The organism is Streptomyces xylophagus, from assembly GCF_000716435.1.
In the GTDB taxonomy this organism is placed as follows: domain Bacteria; phylum Actinomycetota; class Actinomycetes; order Streptomycetales; family Streptomycetaceae; genus Streptomyces; species Streptomyces xylophagus.
The window spans coordinates 81,063-100,210 of sequence record NZ_JNWO01000016.1; the positions used below are offsets into that span (position 1 = coordinate 81,063).

A 19,148-nucleotide genomic window follows, 5' to 3' on the forward strand; every position below is an offset into this window, starting at 1 on the left:
CGTCCGCGCAGCGTATCCACCTGGCACGGGCCCCGACAGACCGCTTCCGGCCGCCGCCACACGAACGTCACACGTCGAACACCGGTACGTACCAGCCACGTCGGGCCGCTAGCATGCGCGCCCATGAATGACGACGTGCGCAACATCGTTCTGGGCGTGGCCGCCGCGGGCATCAGTGCCGCGCTCGGCTGGCTGGCCCGCACCTATCTGTGGAAGCGCAAACTCCGGCGCAAGCAGGCGTTCTTCGGGCTGCCCGACAACTCCGAGTCGCTGCTCGTGGTGAACCGCGAGGCGGGCGGCCCCGAACTCACGGTGATGCGGCACGACGTGTTCGCGCTCCTCGAACTCGCCGCCCTGATCAAGGACTGCAACGCGCACGCCCAGGTCGTCGCGCACGACGCGGCCCAGCAGGGCTTCGGCGAGCGCACCGAGTTCTGCGTGGGCGGCCCGGCCTCCAACCGCCGCATGGCCGCACATCTGGCGTCCCTGCTGCCCGGCATCCGCGTCAACGTCGACCCGGATCCGGGACCGGACCGGGGCGCGTTCCAAATAGGCAGCGAGCGCTACCGACTTGAGCCCGGCAAGGGTGAGTACGTGCTCCTCGCCCGCCTCACCGCCGGCCAACTCGGCGGCGCGCGGCCGGTGTTCCTCTTCTGCGGCCAGCGCGCGATCACCAACCAGGCGGCGACCCGTTATCTCGCCCGCAACCACGAGAAGCTGGCCCGCAAACACGGCGGGAACACGTTCGTCCTGTTGCTGAAGGTGGTCAACTCGCAGGCGTACGGCCCCGATGTGGTGGAGCTGGTCGCGGACGTGACACGGGCCGCGGAGACCCCGCTACCTGCACCGGCTCCACGCAGTACACACCGCGCCACCTGAGTTCGCACACACGTCAACAATCTTTACTGGCACGTAACTTACCGACGGGTTACCTAAGGTATGGAGTCGCGGTTACCGTCGGGTCACTTTGCATTGACACGTGTGAGGAGTGACCCGTGCGAAACCGTCGCCAGGCCCTGCGTACGACCGCCGCGGGCGCCGTCTCCGCGACCCTGATCGCCGGAGGCGTCCTCGGGCTCGCTCCCGCGGCTCAGGCCGCCACGAACGGCGTCCGGTTCGTCGACATCACCGGCGACGGCGGTACGACGCTCGCGGCGAACGTCGTCACGCCCGCGGGCGCGGACGGCTCGCACAGCTACCCCCTCCTCGTCATGCCCACGAGCTGGGGATTCCCGCAGGTCCAGTACCTGGCCCAGGCCCAGAAACTCGCGAACTCCGGCTACATCGTGGTGGCTTACAACGTCCGCGGCTTCTGGCAGTCCGGCGGCGGGATAGAGGTGGCGGGCCCGAAGGACGTGGCCGACGCGTCCAAGGTGATCGACTGGGCGCTCGCCAACACCCCGTCCGACGCCGGGCACATCGGCATGGCGGGGGTGTCGTACGGCGCCGGCATCAGCCTCCTCGCAGCCGCACACGACAAGCGGATCAAGGCAGTTGCGTCGCTGAGCGGCTGGGCGGACCTCATCGACTCGATCTACTCGGGCCGCACCGAACACTCCCAGGCGACCGCCCTGCTGGACGGCGTCGGCCTCGTCACCGGCCGCCCGAGCGCGGAGACGAGCCAGGTCTTCAAGGACTTCTTCGCCTCCGACCTGTCCAAGGAACAGGAGTTGATCGACTGGGGGAAGGAGCGTTCCGCCGCGACCTACGTCGATCAGATCAACAAGAACGGCGCGGCGATCATGCTCGCCAACGCCTGGGGCGACACGATCTTCCCGCCCAACCAGATCGCCGACTTCTACGGGAAGTTGAGCGGCCCCAAGCGGCTCGAACTCCGCCCCGGCGACCACGCCACCGCCGAGCTGACCGGTCTGTTCGGGCTGCCCAACGACGTGTGGACGGACACCGAGCGCTGGTTCGACCACTACCTCAAGGGCGAGGACAACGGGATCAACCGCGAGGACCCCGTGGAGCTCAAGTCCCGTTCCACGGGCGGCTACGAGGGCTATCCGGACTGGAAGTCGGTCGGCGCGACGCGGAAGAAGATCGACCTCGCCGGCACGACCACCATCCACACCAACGTCGACTCGGGCGCGGACGGCGGGATCGTCTTCCTGTCCAGCATCCTCGACCAGGTGGCGCAGGTGCCCCCGGTCGCGTGGGTCCCGCTGCTGCCGCGCCGCTGGGCCGCCGTCTGGCAGTCGGGGAAGTACGCGAGCGCCCAACAGGTGCGCGGCACCGTCACGTTGCATACAACGGTCACGGACACCAAGGAGAGCGGCACCCTCGTCGCCTACCTCTACGACGTGGGCCCGCTCGGCCTCGGCAAGCTGGTCAGCAACGCGCCGTACACCTGGCACGGGCAGACGCCCGGCCAGCCGTTCGGTGTGGACCTGGAGTTGTTCTCCACGGCCTACGACGTCCCGGCAGGGCATCGTCTCGCCCTGGTCGTCGACACGGTCGACCCGCTCTACATCGAGCACAACCCGTCCGGCGCGCAGCTGACCTTCTCCTCGCCGGCGAACGACCCGTCGTACGTGTCGATCCCGCTGCGCGAGCAGTGATCTCCGGCTGCTGCCGGGCGGGCAAGTGCCCTTCTACTACTGCACCCGCGGCAGCAGCGTCCCTGGTTCGGCCGGGGCCACGTCCACGGCCTCGGTCTTGGGACTGCGCTGCTCCCGGCGGGACACCCATCCGGCGAACCAGGAGAGCAGCATGCACATCCCGATGTAGATCGGCGAGATCACCATCACCACGGGGATGAACGGCAAATCGTAGTCGAGGTTCGACGCGATCAGCTTCCCGGCATGGAGAAACTCCTCATAGGTGATCAGATAGCCCAGCGAGGTGTCCTTCAGCGCGACCACCAACTGGCTGATGATGGCGGGCAGCATGGCCCGTACGGCCTGCGGCACCAGGACGTACGACATGACGTGGACCTTGCGCATGCCGAGCGCGAACGCGGCCTCCCGCTGGCCCCGTTCGACGCTGTTGACGCCCGAGCGGAACACCTCGGCGAGCACCGAGCCGTTGTAGAGGGTGAGGCCGGCGACCAGTGCGGGCAGCGGCTGCACCTTGAGCGCCACGAAGATGAAGAAGATCATCACCAGGACGGGCATGGCGCGGAAGAACTCCACGACGAGCGTCGACAGCCAGCGCACGGGACGGTGGTCCGACAGCCGTCCTACGGCCAGCAGGGTGCCAAGTGCCAGCGAGAGCACGGCTGCCAGCCCGAAGGCCTTGAGCGTGTTGCCGAGGCCGCGCAGCAGCAGTTCCTGAATTCCCTTGTACTCGAAGGGCATCCACTTCGTGTAGGTGAACTGGTCGGTGTCGAACAGGAGATAGAGGATCCAGCCGAGCAGTCCGAGGATGACGGCCGTGGAGGCGATGCCGTAAAGGCGGTGCCGTTTGCGGGTCTTGGGGCCGGGGACGTCGTAGAGGGCGTTGGCGGTGGTCATCGGGCGACTCCCCACTTCCTCTCCAGCACGTTGAACAGCGCGCTGATGGCGAGGGTGATGATCAGGTAGCCGACGGCGATCCAGACGAAGGTCCAGACGATGTTGTAGCCGAGTTCGCTCAACGTCCGATAGGTGCCGAGGAGTTCGGTGACGCTGAACGCGCCCGCGATCGCCGAGTTCTTGGCGAGGGCGATGAGTGTGGAGCCGACCGGCGGGATCACCGAGCGGAACGCCTGCGGCAGCACGACCAGGCCGAGGCTCTGCCCGAAGGACATCCCGAGGCTGCGGGCCGCCTCGCCCTGTCCCCTGGGCACGGTGTTGATGCCGGAGCGCAGCGCCTCGCAGATGAACGCCGAGGTGTAGCAGCCGAGCGCGAGGATCGCGAACACCTTGAAGGGCAGCACGAGTCCGAAGCGCGGCAGGCCGAGCAGCACCGCGAAGAACAGCAGGGTGAGCGGGGTGTTGCGCAGGACGGTGACCCACGCGGTGCCGAAGACCCGCAGGGAACCGACCGGGGCGACCCGGAAGGAGGCCATGAGGAAGCCGAGGACGAGCGCCAACACCGAGGCGTAGAGGGTGAGTTCGACGGTGCCGAGGAAACCGTCGCCGAAGGTGGAGAAGTTGTCTGTCAGTACGTTCACATCGGCCTCGCTCAGCTCGCCGGGTAGCGGTCGATCGCGGGCGGGGTGGGCGCGGGCACTCCGGACAGGCCGAGTGTCGCCTCGTACGCCTTCTTCCAGTCGCCGTTCTTCTCACGGGCCTCCAACGCGTCGTCGAGGGCGAACCGCAGGGCGTTGTCGCCGTGCGGGACTCCGATGCCGTACGGCTCCTTCGAGAAGGGCTTGCCGACGACCTTGAGCTGATCGGGGACCTTCGCCGCGTAGCCGATGAGGATCGCGTCGTCGGTGGTGACGGCGGCGACCTGGTAGGTGAGCAGGTTGTCGACACAGACCGAGTACGTGTCGTAGGCGACGAGTTGGGCCTTCGGATAGTCGTCCTTGATGCGCTGGTACGGCGTGGAGCCGGCCGCCGAGCAGACGCGTTTGCCGGCGAGGTCCTGCGGGCCGTGGATGTCGTGCTCGTCGGCGCGCACGAGGAGCGACTGGCCGGCCATGTAGTAGGGGCCGGCGAAGCCGACGAGTTTCTTGCGCATGTCGTTGATGGTGTAGGTGCCGACGTAGTAGTCGATCTGGCCGTTCTGCAGGGCGGTTTCGCGGTTGGCGGAGGCGATCGTCCTGAAGTGGACGGTCTTCGGGGCGAAGCCGAGGGAGGCCGACATCATCTTGGCGATCTCGATGTCGAATCCGGAGTAGGTGCCCGTCGCGGGGTCCTTCTCACCGAGGTAGGGCTGGTCCTCCTTGGCGCCGACGACGAAGTAGCCGCGCTTCTTCGCCCGCTTCCACGTCTTGGAGTCGGGGAGCTGAAAGCCTTGTGCCACTTGGTAGTTGGGGAGTTTCCCGGCGGCCGGGCCCTTGACGGGCGGGCTGCCCTCCTTGCCGCAGGCACTCGCGAGCAGCGCGGTGAGCGTGACGACGGCGAACGGCACACGGGTCGTACGGAACATGGATCGCACTCCCCCGCTCAGTGCTTGAGGATCTTGGACAGGAAGTCCTTGGCCCGGTCGGTGCGCGGGTTGGTGAAGAACTCCTCGGGGGTGCGGTCCTCGACGATGCGGCCGTCGGCCATGAACACGACGCGGTTGGCGGCGGAGCGGGCGAAGCCCATCTCGTGGGTGACGACGACCATGGTCATGCCGTCGTGGGCCAACTGCCGCATGACCTCCAGGACTTCGTTGATCATCTCCGGGTCGAGAGCCGAGGTCGGCTCGTCGAAGAGGAGTGCCTTGGGTTCCATGGCGAGGGCGCGGGCGATGGCCACGCGCTGCTGCTGGCCGCCGGAGAGCTGCGCGGGGTACTTGGGCGCCTGCGAGGCGAGGCCCACGCGGTCGAGGAGTTCCAACGACCGCTTGTCGGCGTCCTCCCGCTTGCGCTTGCGGACTTTGACCTGGGCCAGCGAGACGTTCTGCAGGACCGTCTTGTGGGCGAACAGGTTGAAGGACTGGAAGACCATGCCGACCTCGGCGCGGAGCTTCGCGAGGGCCTTGCCCTCCTCGGGCAGTGGCTGCCCGTCGAGCTGGATCGTCCCGGACTCGATGGTCTCCAGCCGGTTGATCGCCCGGCACAGCGTCGACTTCCCCGACCCCGAAGGGCCGATGACCACGACCACCTCCCCCTTGCCGACGGTGAGGTTGATGTCCTGCAGGACATGCAGCTCCCCGTAGTACTTGTTGACGTCACGCAGTTCGATCAACGGATCGACGGCCATGCCCAGCCCTACTCACTCTCAGCTGTGTCGTGGTTGCCGAAAACTATCCACCCAAGAGGGTAGTTAAGGCACGACACGCACTTTTCGGGCATTAGCCGTATTTAAGCCCCTGTTACTCCTCCGCGACTTCGGCGTAGAGCTGCGAGAGCTCGGGCACACCGCTGGCGGCCCACTCGTGACCGGAGGCCACGACGTCGAACTCGCGCCCGGAGACGAGCCGTACAACGGGCTGGCCGCTCTCCCAGATCTCCCAGGCGGCGCCCGGCACCGTGCGCACGATCACGGTCCCGAGATACAGACCGGCGTCGTTGCCGAGCCAGGACAGGGTCTCCTCGTCGTCCCGCCAGCGCGGCACCAGTTGGTCGAGGGCCTCCAACGAGCTTGCGGAGTCGTCGAGTTGGATGCCCTCCCGGGCCGCGTGCGCGCGGAGCAGTTCACACTCTGACAGCAGCTCGGCGATGCCCTCGGGGTCGTGAGTACGGTGCTTCTCGCCCCGGTCGCCCAGGAATGGGATGTTCATCCGTCCAGGGTGTCATTCGTACCGTCGTACGCACCACAGGGCGTCGCCGGTGGCGTGTCAGCACCCGGTCGCGAAAGGGGGAAAACCCTTCTCCCGAGGGCGGGTTGGCCGGATGGTGGGCGTGATGTCCGCTTCGTACGGTCGGGGTATGAATCGGACAGGCAAGATGATGGTGATGTCGTCGGTGGCCGTCGCCCTGATGGTGAGCGGGTCGGTGGCCGCGGAGGCCGCCCCGGTCGCGTCGGTGCGGACGGCGCCCGATACGGCCCGGGGGCGGCTGGTGTCGGCCGTGCATCTGCGGACGCTGTCCGCACGCCAGGTGGCCGCCGAGTTGAAGAGCGACGAGGGCGGGGCCTGGGACACCGGGACCGTCCGCTACGGCGTGGACACGTACCGGGTGGTGTACCGCACGGTGGACGCGAAGGGTCGGCCGACCACCGCCAGCGGGCTGCTGGCGTTCCCGCGCGGGGGTGAACGGCTGCTGCGGACGGTGTCGTTCACACACGGCACCGAACTCTTCAAGGGCGATGTGGCCTCGGTGTCGACCGAGGTGTGGAGCCAGGCACCCGCCCTCACCTACGCGTCGGCGGGCTTCGCCGTCGTCCTCCCGGACTACCTGGGTCTCGGCCTCGGACCCGGGCCGCAGGCGTGGATGGACGTGCCCTCCGAGACCACGGCCGCGCTGGATCTGCTATGGGCCGCGGACTCCTTCGCGCCCACGGTGGGGCGGCAGTTGGGGCACGACGTGCTGATCACCGGCTTCTCGCAGGGGGCGTCGGCGGCGCTCGGGCTGGCGCGGGCGCTGCAGGAAGGGGCCGATCCCCGCTTCCGGGTCGCGGCGCTGGCACCGATCAGCGGCGCGTACGCCTTCCGGGACGTCGCGCTCCCGTCCCTGCTGGACGGGCGGGCGGACCCGAAGGACGGCGTGATCTACGCGGCGCTGGCACTGGTCGCCTTCAACCGGCTCCATCACGTCTACGACAGCCCCGGCGAGGTCTTCCGGGCGCCGTACTCCCGCACGATCGAGGGCCTGTTGGACGGCACGCACACCGGGCAGGAGGTCGTGGCCCGCACCCCGGACACGATCGACGGGCTGCTCACCCGGCACGGGCGGGCGCTGCTCGCACACCCGACGGGCGGACTGGCCGCCGCGGTGCGGGTGACCGACGGGGTGTGCACGGGCTGGACGCCACGCGCGCCGATGCGGCTGTACTACGCCGAGGGCGACGAGCAGGCCGTCAATGGGAACAGCGAGCACTGCCAGGCGTCGTTCCGGGCCCGGAGTGTCGAGGTGCCGCTGGTCGATCTCGGCACTCCGGACTACGGCGGCTCCCGCCATCTGGGCTCCCAGCAGGCGGGAACGACGGCCGTGGTGCGGTGGTTCGTGTCGCTGCGCTGACCGGGCGGGTCTCCTCGGGTCAGACGTCCAGGTCCACGACCACGGGTGCGTGGTCCGAGGCGCCCTTGCCCTTGCGCTCCTCGCGGTCGACGTAGGAGTCGGTGACGGCCTTCGCGAACGGTTCGTTGCCGTAGACGAGGTCGATGCGCATGCCGCGGTTCTTCGGGAAGGCGAGCTGGCGGTAGTCCCAATACGTGTACGGGTGGTCGTACTTGAGGGGGCGCGGGACCACGTCGGACAGGCCCGCGTCGCGCAGGGCGGTCAGGGCGGCGCGCTCGGCGGGGGTGACGTGGGTGAGGCCCTCGAAGGCGGCCACGTCGAAGACGTCGTCGTCCGTCGGCGCCACGTTGTAGTCGCCGAGCACGGCGAACGGGCGGCTGCCCTGCGCGTCGCCGGCGACGGCCGCCTTGAGGGCCTCGAACCACTGGAGCTTGTACGCGTAGTGGGGGTGGTCCACCTCGCGGCCGTTCGGCACGTAGACCGACCAGACGCGGACCGGGCCGCAGGTCGCGGAGACGGCGCGGGGCTCCTGGACGCCGTCGTAACCGGGGTCCCCGGGGAGGCCCTTGACCACGTCGTCGAGTCCTACGCGGGAGAGCACCGCCACGCCGTTCCACCGGCCGGTCGCGTTGACCGCCGCCTCGTAGCCCGCCTCGCGGAGCTGGTCGAACGGGAACTGCGCCTCGGCCAGCTTGGCCTCCTGGAGGCACAGCACGTCGGTGCCGCTGCTCTCCAGCCAGGCCAGGAGCCTCGGCAGACGGGCGGTGATCGAGTTCACGTTCCAGGTCGCGATGCGCATGCCTCACAACCTACCGGGCGGGTCTGACACTCACAGGTCCGCTGCCTCACCGGGCGCCAGCCGCAGGTGCTCGGCGCCGCCGAGCGCGCCGATCTGCATGTCGTAGATCGGGCGGGCGAGGTCGGTGAGCAGGGCGTCGTGGATGTCGTAGGCGCGCTGCGGCTTGACCTCGCGGACGTAGTCGATGACCTCGGAGATCTTGCTCCAGGGGGCCATGACCGGGAGCAGTAGGGTCTCGACGGTGTGGTCGGGGACGGTGAGGGCGTCGCCGGGGTGGAAGACACGGCCGCCGTCGATGAGGTAGCCGACGTTGGTGATGCGCGGGATGTCCGGGTGGATCACGGCGTGCAGTTCGCCGTGCACCTGGACGTCGAAGCCCGCCGCCGTGAAGGTGTCGCCGTGGCCGACGGTGTGCACGCGGCCGGGGAAGGCGGCGGAGAGCTGGTCCGCGACCGACTTCAGCGTCCAGATCTCGGCGCCGGGGTTGGCCTCCAGACCGGCCCGCAGCCGGTCCTCGTTGAAGTGGTCGAGGTGCTCGTGCGTGACCAGGATCGCGTCCGCGCCGACGGCGGCGTCCTCCTCGGTGAAGGTGCCCGGGTCGATGACGAGGGTCCGGCCGTCCTTCTCCAGACGGATGCAGGCGTGCGACTTCTTGGTGAGCGTGGTGAGCGTCATGGGTCCATCCTGCCGCTGCCCGGCTCCGGGCGGGCAGCTGAGACTGGTGCTCTCGGTACCGGGCTGAAGATCACTCCGTGGGGGTCGTCTCCTCGCGGATGACCTGCTGGGCGACCTTGAAGGCGCTGTTCGCCGCAGGCACTCCGCAGTACACGGCCGCCTGCAGCAGCACCTCCTTGATCTCGACCGGGGTGAGGCCGTTGCGCAGTGCCGCCCTTGTGTGGAAGGCCAGCTCGTCCAGGTGGCCGCCCGCGACCAGCGCGGTGAGGGTGACGCAGCTGCGCGAGCGCCGGTCGAGGCCGGGGCGGTCCCAGATCTCGCCCCACGCGTACCGGGTGATGAACTCCTGGAAGTCGCCGGAGAACTCGTCCGCCTGCGCGAGCGCCCGGTCGACGTGCGCGTCGCCGAGCACCTCCCGGCGGACCTTGATACCGGCGTCGTAGGGGTCGGGGCGGCCCATGAACTGCGGCGGTACGACGGGCGCCGGCGCGATCTCGGCGATGGGCGCGAGCTGCGGCGGCGCGGCGAGGACCGGGTTGACCGGGGCCGCCACGATGGCCATCTGCCCGGTGGAGTGGTCGTAGGCCGGCTGCCAGGCGGTGGAGAAGTGCCGGACGAGGAGGTCGGTGACGGCGGCGGGCTGCTCGACCGGGACCAGGTGCGAGGCGCCGGGTACGACCGCGAGGCGGGCGTCCGGGATGCCGGCGACCAGCGTGCGGGCCTCGGCGGGGCCGGTGACCTGGTCGTCCGAGCCGACGAGGACGAGGGTCGGCACGCCGATGCGGGCGAGTTCGGACCGTACGTCGAACGCGGCCAGCGCCTCGCACGCGGCGATGTAGCAGCCGGGGTCGGTGGTGCGCACCATCTGTACGGCCCACTCGGTGATCGCGGGCTGCGCGGCGGCGAACCCGCCGGTGAACCAGCGCTCGGGCGAGGTGCGGGCGATGGGGTCGAGCCCGTTCGTGCGCACGATCACCCCGCGCTGGCGGAACTCGTCCGCGGTGCCGAAGCGGGGCGACGCGGCGATCAGCCCCAGCGAGGCCACCCGCTCCGGGTGGCGCAGCGCCAGTTCGAGGCCTACGGCGCCGCCGAGCGCGCAGCCCGCGTAGCCGAAGCACTGCACGCCGAGGGCGTCGAGCGTGGCCAGCAGCCGGTCGGCCAGGTCGGAGACCGAACCGGTCGGGTGGGCGGGCGAGCCGCCGTGGCCCGGCAGGTCGTACCGGAAGACCCGCCACTGCTTGGCCAGTTCGGGCACCTGGCGATCGAACATGTGCCACGTCGTCCCGAGCGACGGGCCCAGGATGAGAACCGGGGCGTCTTCGGGGCCGTCGAAGCGGTACTGGAGGGCGGGGCTGTTGTTCATGTCGCTCACCGCTCCAACGTAACCGCCATTTCTTACGGCCCGGCTGTGGGGCCCCCGGTCTCCCCACCCGGCTCGCACACATCGGTGGGGAACTCTCACATCGCCTTCACCGGATTTCGGGCGGAGTGTCCGTGGTGGGTGGGCTGCGGTGGGCGGGCTGCGGCTCAGAGTTCGCCGGGTGCGCCCAGGCCCGTCAGTGCGCCGACCGGGTCCAGGTCGGGGGTGCCTCTGGGCCACCAGTCCTCGTGGCCCGGTTCGGATTCGTAGGCGTACCACAAGCCGTCGCGGCCCAGGCGGAGTTGGACGTGGCCGTGGGGGTGGGTGAGGTGGTTGTGCCAGGGGCGGAAGGCCGGGAGGTCGGCGGCGAGGAGGAGCGGGCGGGCCCGGTCGAAGCGGCCGGCCGGCGGGTCCCAGGGTTCTTCGAGGACGGCGAGTCCCTCGATGCCGCCCTGCCGCCAGGCGGCGACCGCGCGCGCCAGCTCACCCGGGCTGCGGCCGGTGGCCTTGGTGAGAGAGGCGTAGAGGGAACGGGTGGTGGCGGTCAGCCCGGAACCGGGGCGGGCCGCGGCGAGCCGTACCGCGTCCTGCCACAGCGTCAACTCCCCCACCGGGTCCCGGCCTGTGCTGAGCAGCGCGTGCGCGCGGGCGGCGGCGTCGGTCGCCAACTGGTCGAGGGCGAAGGGGTCCGGGCCGCCGGGCGCCGCCGGGTACACGGGAGGCTGCTCGGGGTGCGGGGGCATGGGCAACGGGGGCGGTAGCGGCGGGAGTCGACGCGGTGCGAGGGCATCCGTGGCCCGCACCCCGGAGAGCGGCGCCGGTTCCTGTTCCTGAGCGGCGCGGGCCGCGCGAGCCGCGTTGCGGCGGGACAGGGCGTCGAGCAGTGGGCGTTCGCCCCGGCCGCGCAGCAGGAGCAGGACGAAGGGGTCGGCGTCGAGGAGACGCGCGGTCTGGTAGCAGAGCGCGGCGGCGTGCTTGCAGGGGTGACCCGAGTCGGGGCAACTGCAGAGGGGGTCGAGGTCACCGGGCCCCGGCAGCAACGGAACGCCGCTCTCCGCAAGGGACTTGGGCATCTCCTTGTCGAGCAGCGCGGCGATGTGTCCGGGCCGGTCGGCGGCAGTGTCCAGGAACCGCTCCCAGTCGGCCTCGTCCAGCGTCCGCAACCGCACCTGCACGCGGTACGGCCGCGGACGGCTGCCCTGCACATACGCGAGCACGAGTCCCGGCGTCACGGTGATCGCGTCGACGTGTCCCTTCTCGGCGTAACTCCGCCCCCGCGCAAGCCGCTTGGCATCCAGCGCGCCTTCTTCCAACGCAGTCACCCACGCGTTGCCCCACCAGGTCTCGGCGAAGCCCGTGCCATCCGAGGGGCGGGGTGAGAAGGCGGGAAAGGTGCGGCGCAGGTCGCTGTCGCGGGAGGGGGAGGCCATGGAGGTGGGGGGTCGGGAGGTTGCGGGTGGGGTGTGCTTTGTGAGCGAGTCGGGTTCTTCCGGGTCGGTGCGGTCCGGTGTCCGTACGTCTCGACTCGCTTGATCCGCAGGGTCGTTGGCGCCGGGCAGCACCGCGTCGGAGTCCTCGTCCTGGGGCATCCGGAAAGCGTCGGCGACCAGGTCCCGCACTGCGCGGGCGCGGACGGCTGCGACGCCGTTGGGCTGCTGGGCGCGGGTCCGTGCGGCGCTGGGCGTGGCACGGGGTGGCCTGGTCGCGAGCCAGGCTTCAGCATGGCCGGGAGCGGTGCGGGATGCTCGAGCAGCTGATCCGGCTTCACCAGCACCAGCACCAGCACCGGCTTCGGCACCGGTCCGGGCCCACTGTGCCTCGCGCCGGGCCGCTCGCAGCGCCTCGCGAGCGACATCGGCGGGACGCACACCTTGCCGGTCGGGGGCAGCGTCCTGCGCGTCCGGGGCGGTTTCTGTGGAGTCGTCGCCCGGCTCTGTCGGGGTCTCCTTCGCTCCGTCGGAGGGGTTGGGTGCGGCGCCCTCGGCGTCGGCCGGCTTGTCCTTGCGGATACTGGCCGGGGCGTCTTCGGAGGCCCGCGCGGAGTCGCCCTGAGCGGAACCGTCCGGCGCCTTCCCGAGCACGCCCGCCGAGCCGCCCTCGGAAACCGGCGCGGCCCCACCACGGTCGGAACCATCCGGCACTTTCTCGGACGGACCGGCCGAGCCGCGCTCGGGGATCAGCGCGGCGCCACTGTGGTCGGAACCATCCGGCACTTTCTCGCTCGGACCGGCCGAGCCACCCTCGAAGACCGGCGCGGCCCCACCACGGTCCGACCCATCCGGCACCTTCTCGGACGGACCGGCCGAGCCGCCCTCGGGGACCCGCGCGGACGCGCCCCGCGCCGAACCACCCGGCATCTCCCCAGGCACCCCGGTCGGCGTGGCCGCAGCACGTCGAGCAGGCATCGCGCGCCGCAGCGCCTCTCGCGCGGAATCACCCGGCCGTGCCCCGGGGCGTTCGGCAGCGGACGGCGCAGGCGCGTGAGCCGCCGGCTTCCCGGGGTCAGTTGCGTGCCCTACCGGCCTCTCCTCCGCCGCCCGCTCCCGACGCTCGCGCGCGGCCCGCAGTGCCTGGCGTGCCAAGTCGGCGGGGCGCACCGGTCGTTCCTCGACCGGTCCCCTCGCCTCCCCCTGCGCCCGCGTCGGCTCCTGCTGGGCTGCACCTGCCCCAAGTCCTGCGGCCTGCTCCGGCTTGGCTTCACTCGCCCCAGACCCCCGGGCCTGCTCCAGCTCAGCCTCACCCAACCCACATCCCGCGGCCTGCCCCGGCTCAGCCTCACCTGCCCCGGACCCCGCGGCCTGCTCCAACTCGGCTTCACCCGCCCCAAATCCCGCGGCCTGCGCCAGCTCAGCCTCACCCACCCCAAATCCCGCGGCCTGCTCCAGCTCGACTTCACCCGCTCCGGCCCCCGCCCCCCGCTCCACCCCCGTCACGACTCCCTCCGCAACGACACCAGGTCCGACAGCTCCCGGTCCGTCAGCTCGGTCAGGGACGACTCGCCGGAGCCGAGGATCGCGTCGGCCAACGCCCGCTTGGATTCGAGCATTTCGGCGATGCGGTCCTCGACCGTGCCCTCGGTGATGAGGCGGTGGACCTGGACCGGCTGGGTCTGGCCGATGCGGTACGCCCGGTCGGTGGCCTGTTCCTCGACGGCCGGGTTCCACCAGCGGTCGAAGTGGACGACGTGGCCCGCGCGGGTGAGGTTCAGGCCGGTGCCCGCCGCCTTCAGGGACAGGATCAGGACCGGGATCGCGCCGCTCTGGAAGCGGTCGACCATGCGCTCCCGCTCCGGTACCGGTGTGCCGCCGTGGAGCAGGTCCACCGGGACCGCGCGGGCCGACAGGTGGGAGGTGATCAGGCGGGCCATGCCGACGTACTGCGTGAAGACGATCGCGGAACCGTCCTCGGACAGCAGCGTGTCCAACAGTTCGTCCAGCAGGGCGAGTTTGCCGGAGCGGGCGGCCAGGCGGTCTCCGGTGGCCTGTGCCGCCGTGTGCTCCTCCTTGAGGTACAGCGCGGGGTGGTCGCAGATCTGCTTCAGGGATGTGAGGAGCTTCAGGACCAGGCCCCGACGCGCGATGCCGTCCGTCGTCTCGATCGCCAGCATCGACTCGCGGACCACCGCCTCGTAGAGCGAGGCCTGTTCGCGGGTGAGCGGGACCGGGTGGTCCGTCTCCGTCTTGGGCGGGAGTTCGGGGACGATGCCCGGGTCGGACTTCTTCCGGCGCAGGAGGAACGGGCGGACCAGGCGGGCGAGCCGGGTCACCGCCTCCTCGTCCTCGCCGTTCTCCACCGCGCGCGCGTGCCGGGCACGGAAGGACTTGAGGGGGCCGAGGAGTCCGGGGGTCGTCCAGTCGAGGAGCGCCCAGAGTTCGGAGAGGTTGTTCTCGACCGGTGTGCCGGTCAGGGCCACGCGCGCGGGGGTCGGGATCGTACGCAGTGCCTTCGCCGTCGCCGAGTACGGGTTCTTGACGTGCTGTGCCTCGTCGGCGACGACCATGCCCCACGGCTGCTGTGCAAGCGTGGGCGCGGCCGAGCGCATCGTGCCGTACGTCGTGAGGACGAAGCCGCCCGTCAGGTCCTCCAGGGTGCGGTCCGTGCCGTGGAAGCGACGGACGGGGACTCCGGGGGCGAAGCGGGTGATCTCGCGCTGCCAGTTGCCCAGGAGTGAGGCAGGGCAGATCACGAGGGTGGGGGCGTGATGTGCCCGCCGTAGGTGCAGAGCGATGAGGGTGATCGTCTTGCCCAGGCCCATGTCGTCGGCGAGACAGCCGCCCAGACCGAGGGAGGTCATGAGGTCGAGCCAGGCCAGGCCCCGGAGTTGGTAGTCCCGGAGGGTGGCGTCCAGGCCGGGGGGTGGTTCTGCGGGGTGGATGCCTGCCGTGAGGCGGTCGCGCAGGGTGGCCAACGCGCCCACCGGGACGGCCTCCACGCGCTCGCCGTCGACCTCCGCCGTGCCGGTGAGCGCGACGGACAGCGCGTCGACCGGGTCGAGCAGGCCCAGTTCGCGTTTGCGGGCCTTGCGGACGAGGGCCGGGTCGACCAAGACCCACTGGTCCCGCAGGCGGACGACCGGGCGGTGGGCCTCGGCCAGCAGGTCCATCTCGGCCTCGCTGAGCGGGTCGCCGCGGAGCGCCAACTGCCAGCGGAACTGGAGCAGTTCCTCGCTCTCGAAGAAGCCCGTGCCGTCGGTCGCCGAGCCCGGCGCCGACCGGACCACCGCCGCCGCCGTCAGGTTCTGGGCCAGGTCCCGGGGCCAGTGGACGGCGACCCCGGCCGCCGCGAGCCGGGTGGCCGCCAGGCCGAGCAGATCCCCCAACTCCTCCTCGGACAGGGCGAGTACGTCGGGCACGTCCTGCTCGGTGAGGCGGTCCAGCGGGGGCCAGACGCGCGCGGCGCGCCGTACGGCCAAGGCGGCGTCCACACGTGCGCGTGGGCCGAAGGCGGTGTCCGCCGTGCCCGCCCACAGGGCCGCCGCGTCGACCACCAGGGTCGGGTCGGCGAGGCTGTGCACCTGGACGATCGCCGCGCCCGCGCTGCGCACCACCCCGGAGTCGTCGAACAGGTCGTAGGCCGACAGGTCCAGACGGAGCGAGATGCGCACGCCCGCGTCCATGCCGGCGGCGACCTCCGCGGCCCAGTCCTGGGCGCCGGGCAGACGCTGCGGCAGGCGCGCCGCGAAGGGCAGCCCGGAGGTGTACGGCGCGGCCGGGGTGCGGGGCAGGGTGTCCGCGACCGCGTCCAGGAAGGACCGCATCAGCGCTTCCGGCTCGGGCAGCCGGAGCGGTCCCGGGCCGGGCAGCGGGACCGCGTGGCCCTCGTACGGAAGGGCCGCCGCCACCGCGCGGACGTGTGCGATGTCCTCCGGTTCCAGCGGGCCCGCACGCCAGGCGTCGTGGCCCGTCGCGGTGAGGCCGGGGAGCAGCCGGCCGCGGGCGGCGAGCCGCAGCGCGTGCAGGGCGGCGGCGCCCCAGCAGGCCGTGGCGGGATGGGCGGCGGGGTCGCGCCGGGCGCGCACGAGCAGGGGCAGCGCCGCTTCGATCGGCAGGCTCAGTGCGGGGGTGGACCTGCGGCGGACTCCGGCGCCGTGTCGTCGTACGACGGTCAACTCGGTCTGTTCCACGCCCTCTTCGGCTTCGGGGAGTGCGCGCTCGCCGTCGGGGTCCCAGAAGGCGACGCGGCCCTCGCGCGGGACGACCGGGGACGGCAGGAAGACCGCGGCCAGTCGAGTGGAGATCTGCTCCATGAGTGCCGTGTCCGTCATACGTCCTGTCACCTCCCGCCCGTCAGTCGTGTCAGCCGTCTTCGACTCTACGGGCGGGGTCTGACAATCGGCCCCGGGACCGGCCGGGGCCACCCGCTAGGGGACCGTGCGGGAGACGACGTAGACCATGGGGAGGGCCGGGTCGGACAAGTTCACCACGATGTCCTGGGTGGGTGCCGGGTCCTTCTGTTTGTTGACGACGCCCCACCAGGGGCCGGGGCCCGTGAACTTCCAGCCGGTGATCTTCTGGTCGCGGGCGCTGATGGTGATGTCGTTCTTCTTCAGCGTGTCCCGGTTGACGTCGACGCCCGCGAGGAAGGTGTCCAGGCCGGCGTCCGTGGTCTGGAACTGGACGTAGAGGCGGCTGGTCTTCCAGTTGTTGGTCTCGTAGAAGGCGACCTCTTCCGCCGGGTGCGGGACCGGTACCTGGTAGAGGCGCCGCTGGACCTTCGAGGGCCAGCCCACGGTGAGCCCGGTCGCCGAGTACTTGTCCTCCTTGTCCTTGCCGCTGTTGCGGCTCTGGTTCGCGGAGATCGCCAGATAGACGGCAGGGACGCCGATGAGCAGCACGATGATGAGCAGGGTGATCGCTCGGCGGCGGGCCTTGTGGCGGGGGTCCTCGGGTGGTCGGGGCGGCTCGTCCCGGGGTACGGCCTGGCGGGGCAGCGATGCGATCATGCGGTGTCCTGGGTGCCTCGGCGGGAGTCGGCGAACCGCTCGTAGCGCTCGTACCGCTCGACCCGGCGGCGCTTGGCGCGGCGGAAGCGGCGGGCGACCAGGCGGGCGAGGTCCGCGGCGCCGACCATGCCGGCCTCGGGGCCGAGCTGGGCGCGCACTATGCGGGCCTCGGGGCGGTAGCCGCGGCCGGTGAGCTGGCGCTTGAACGCGTCCCGCGCGGGGCCGATCAGCAGGTCGTCGGCGGCCGAGACACCGCCGCCGATCACGAAGCAGGACGGGTCGAGGGCGGCGGCGAGGTTGGCGATGCCGACGCCGAGCCACTGGCCGATGTCCTGGAGCAGCTCGATGCACATCGCGTCGCCCTCGCGGGCCAGCTCGGTGATCATCGGGCCGGTGATCTCGCCGATGTTGCCCTTGACGTGCTCGATGATCCCGTACGCCACCGGGGAGTCCGCCGCGGCCAGCTCCCGGGCCTCCCTGACCAGCGCGTTGCCCGAGCTGTACTGCTCCCAGCAGCCGCGGTTGCCGCACGCGCAGCGGTGGCCGCCGGGCACGACCTGCATATGGCCGAACTCGCCGGCGACGCCCCACTTGCCGCGCTTTACCTGGCCGTCCTCCAGGATCGCGCCGCCGATGCCGGTGCCGAGCGTGATCATGACGAGGTGGTCCTCACCGCGGCCGGCGCCGAAGCGCCACTCGGCCCAGGCGGCGGAGTTCGCGTCGTTGTCCACCAGGACGGGGACGGCGAGGCGGCTGGAGATGCGGTCGCGGAGTGGTTCGTTGCGCCAGGACAGGTGCGGGGCGAACAGGATGCGGTTGCGCTCCGCGTCGACCCAGCCGGCCGCGCCGATGCCGACCGCGTGCACGTCGTGGCGGTCGGACAGGTCCAGGACCAGTTCGACGATGGTGTCCTCGACGACCTTGGGGCTCTTGGACTTGTCCGGGGTCTCCGTGCGGAGCTTCTCCAGGATGTTGCCGTCGGCGTCCACGACGCCCGCCATGACCTTGGTGCCGCCGATGTCGATGCCGACCGTGGGCACGCGGGGGGCGGTCAGGTGGGAGCGGCGCTCCCTCGTGCCGACCGTCCTGAGTGCGGGGGCACGCCGGGAGCCTATGGGGGCGCTGAAGTTGCCGTAGGTGCTCATCAAGGCCCGATTCTGCCTCACCGTGACTCTAGGTGCTGTGTGGGGGCGTGAAGGGGGTGCGGATCGTTGTCTTGTGCGGGTGCATCGTGGCTGGTCGCGCCCCGCGGCGGAGCCGCAAATCGACACAGCCCCGCGCCCCTAAGAGGGGCGCTACAGCGGGCGCCAATTATATTCACCCTGTCCGGACATTATGACAAACATCGCGGGCGAAGCGGTGCACTCAGGGACGTACCAGTAGCTGGAACTCGAACGAATAGCGGGTCGGCCGATACGTATGGCTGCCGAATTCGACCGCTCGGCCCGTGTCGTCGAACGTCGTGCGCTGCATGGTGAGGAGTGGGGCACCCTCGGACTCGGCGAGGCGTTCGGCCTCCTCCGCCGTGGCGCCGCGGGCGCCGATGGACTGGCGGGCGCTGTGGAGGGTGATCCCGGCGGTGCGCATCATCCGGTACAGGCCGGTGGCCTCCAGTTGCGCGCTGTCGAGGTTGAGCAGGCCGAGGGGCAGATGGTTGCTCAGGTACGCCATCGGCTCGCCGTGCGCGAGGCGCAGCCTGTCGATGCGGTGTACGTCGCTGTCCTCGGCCACGCCGAGTGCCGCCGCCACCTCGGCGGACGCCGGGACGACGGCGTTGACGAGGACCTTCGTGGCGGGGCGCTGCCCGGCCGCCTCCAGGTCGTCGAAGAGGCTGCTGAGTTCCAGCGGGCGTTTGACCTGACTGTGCACGACCTGGGTGCCGACGCCTCGGCGGCGCACCAGGAGACCCTTGTCGACCAGCGACTGGATGGCCTGGCGGACCGTGGGCCGGGACAGGCCGAGCCGGGCGGCCAGCTCGATCTCGTTGCCCAGCAGACTGCCCGGCGTGAGCGAGCCGTGTTCGATCGCGGCTTCCAGCTGTTGGGACAACTGGAAGTACAGCGGCACCGGGCTGCTCCGGTCCACGCTGAGCTCGAGCGGCACTGTCGGGTCCACATCTGGTTTCGGCACGGGGCGAGCGTAGCTCTGTGAATGGTTGACGGGAAGTGAT

General features: G+C 70.8%; 16 protein-coding genes. 3 read left to right on the plus strand and 13 right to left on the minus strand.

From position 1 onward, the window contains the following. The first annotated feature begins 123 nt into the window (after positions 1-123). Both OO70_RS31885 and OO70_RS31890 read left to right on the plus strand, forming a co-directional pair. Complete coding sequence (locus tag OO70_RS31885) at positions 124-879, plus strand: hypothetical protein (RefSeq protein WP_199827450.1); 756 nt, start codon at positions 124-126, stop codon at positions 877-879. Positions 880-995: 116 nt separating this feature from the next. Further along, entirely contained in the window at positions 996-2,564 is a 1,569-nt protein-coding gene (locus tag OO70_RS31890; protein ID WP_043678741.1) for a CocE/NonD family hydrolase, read from the plus strand. A 36-nt stretch (positions 2,565-2,600) separates the two neighbouring features. Here the strand turns inward: OO70_RS31890 and OO70_RS31895 are convergent, their stop codons facing one another. The 5 genes from OO70_RS31895 to OO70_RS31915 form a co-directional block, all read right to left on the minus strand. Continuing rightward, a complete protein-coding gene (locus OO70_RS31895; RefSeq protein ID WP_043678743.1) occupies positions 2,601-3,458 on the minus strand; it encodes an amino acid ABC transporter permease in 858 nt (285 codons plus the stop codon). Next, complete coding sequence (locus OO70_RS31900) at positions 3,455-4,099, minus strand: amino acid ABC transporter permease (RefSeq protein WP_043678745.1); 645 nt, start codon at positions 4,097-4,099, stop codon at positions 3,455-3,457. Before OO70_RS31900 ends, OO70_RS31895 begins: the two co-directional genes overlap by 4 nt. Before the next feature lie 11 nt (positions 4,100-4,110). Beyond that, positions 4,111-5,022 carry a glutamate ABC transporter substrate-binding protein gene (locus OO70_RS31905; protein ID WP_043678747.1) on the minus strand — a complete coding sequence of 304 codons (912 nt, stop codon included), beginning with the start codon at positions 5,020-5,022 and terminating at the stop codon, positions 4,111-4,113. Positions 5,023-5,039: 17 nt separating this feature from the next. Continuing rightward, positions 5,040-5,783 carry an amino acid ABC transporter ATP-binding protein gene (locus OO70_RS31910; RefSeq protein WP_043678748.1) on the minus strand — a complete coding sequence of 248 codons (744 nt, stop codon included), beginning with the start codon at positions 5,781-5,783 and terminating at the stop codon, positions 5,040-5,042. A 112-nt stretch (positions 5,784-5,895) separates the two neighbouring features. Beyond that, entirely contained in the window at positions 5,896-6,303 is a 408-nt protein-coding gene (locus OO70_RS31915) for a DUF6278 family protein (RefSeq protein ID WP_043678750.1), read from the minus strand. A 148-nt stretch (positions 6,304-6,451) separates the two neighbouring features. On the opposite strand from OO70_RS31915, the gene OO70_RS31920 reads away from it, so the two are divergent. After that, positions 6,452-7,702: an alpha/beta hydrolase family protein gene (locus OO70_RS31920; RefSeq protein WP_043679120.1), complete on the plus strand. Its 1,251-nt coding sequence runs from the start codon at positions 6,452-6,454 to the stop codon at positions 7,700-7,702. Positions 7,703-7,721: 19 nt separating this feature from the next. Here OO70_RS31920 and OO70_RS31925 read toward each other — a convergent pair whose 3' ends face one another. The 8 genes from OO70_RS31925 to OO70_RS31960 form a co-directional block, all read right to left on the minus strand. Beyond that, positions 7,722-8,501 (minus strand): exodeoxyribonuclease III, encoded by a 780-nt coding sequence (locus OO70_RS31925; protein ID WP_043678752.1) that lies wholly within the window; start codon positions 8,499-8,501, stop codon positions 7,722-7,724. A gap of 30 nt (positions 8,502-8,531) precedes the next feature. Further along, positions 8,532-9,176: an MBL fold metallo-hydrolase gene (locus OO70_RS31930; protein WP_043678754.1), complete on the minus strand. Its 645-nt coding sequence runs from the start codon at positions 9,174-9,176 to the stop codon at positions 8,532-8,534. A gap of 70 nt (positions 9,177-9,246) precedes the next feature. Next, positions 9,247-10,539, minus strand: coding sequence for a bifunctional 3-oxoadipate enol-lactonase/4-carboxymuconolactone decarboxylase PcaDC (gene pcaDC / locus OO70_RS31935; RefSeq protein WP_043678756.1), 1,293 nt, complete (start codon positions 10,537-10,539; stop codon positions 9,247-9,249). 164 nt (positions 10,540-10,703) lie between these two features. Then, the gene (locus OO70_RS56230) at positions 10,704-12,893 is read right to left on the minus strand and encodes an SWIM zinc finger family protein (protein ID WP_324604887.1); all 2,190 of its coding nucleotides are present in this window, start codon (positions 12,891-12,893) and stop codon (positions 10,704-10,706) included. Positions 12,894-13,465: 572 nt separating this feature from the next. Then, positions 13,466-16,300: a DEAD/DEAH box helicase gene (locus tag OO70_RS31945; protein WP_043678758.1), complete on the minus strand. Its 2,835-nt coding sequence runs from the start codon at positions 16,298-16,300 to the stop codon at positions 13,466-13,468. Between the two features lie 96 nt (positions 16,301-16,396). After that, positions 16,397-16,978: a hypothetical protein gene (locus OO70_RS31950; protein WP_043678760.1), complete on the minus strand. Its 582-nt coding sequence runs from the start codon at positions 16,976-16,978 to the stop codon at positions 16,397-16,399. Next, the gene (locus tag OO70_RS31955; protein ID WP_043678762.1) at positions 16,975-18,123 is read right to left on the minus strand and encodes an ROK family glucokinase; all 1,149 of its coding nucleotides are present in this window, start codon (positions 18,121-18,123) and stop codon (positions 16,975-16,977) included. The genes OO70_RS31950 and OO70_RS31955 overlap by 4 nt, the downstream gene beginning before the upstream one ends. A gap of 220 nt (positions 18,124-18,343) precedes the next feature. Further along, the gene (locus tag OO70_RS31960; RefSeq protein WP_106971798.1) at positions 18,344-19,081 is read right to left on the minus strand and encodes a GntR family transcriptional regulator; all 738 of its coding nucleotides are present in this window, start codon (positions 19,079-19,081) and stop codon (positions 18,344-18,346) included. Positions 19,082-19,148: the final 67 nt, after the last annotated feature.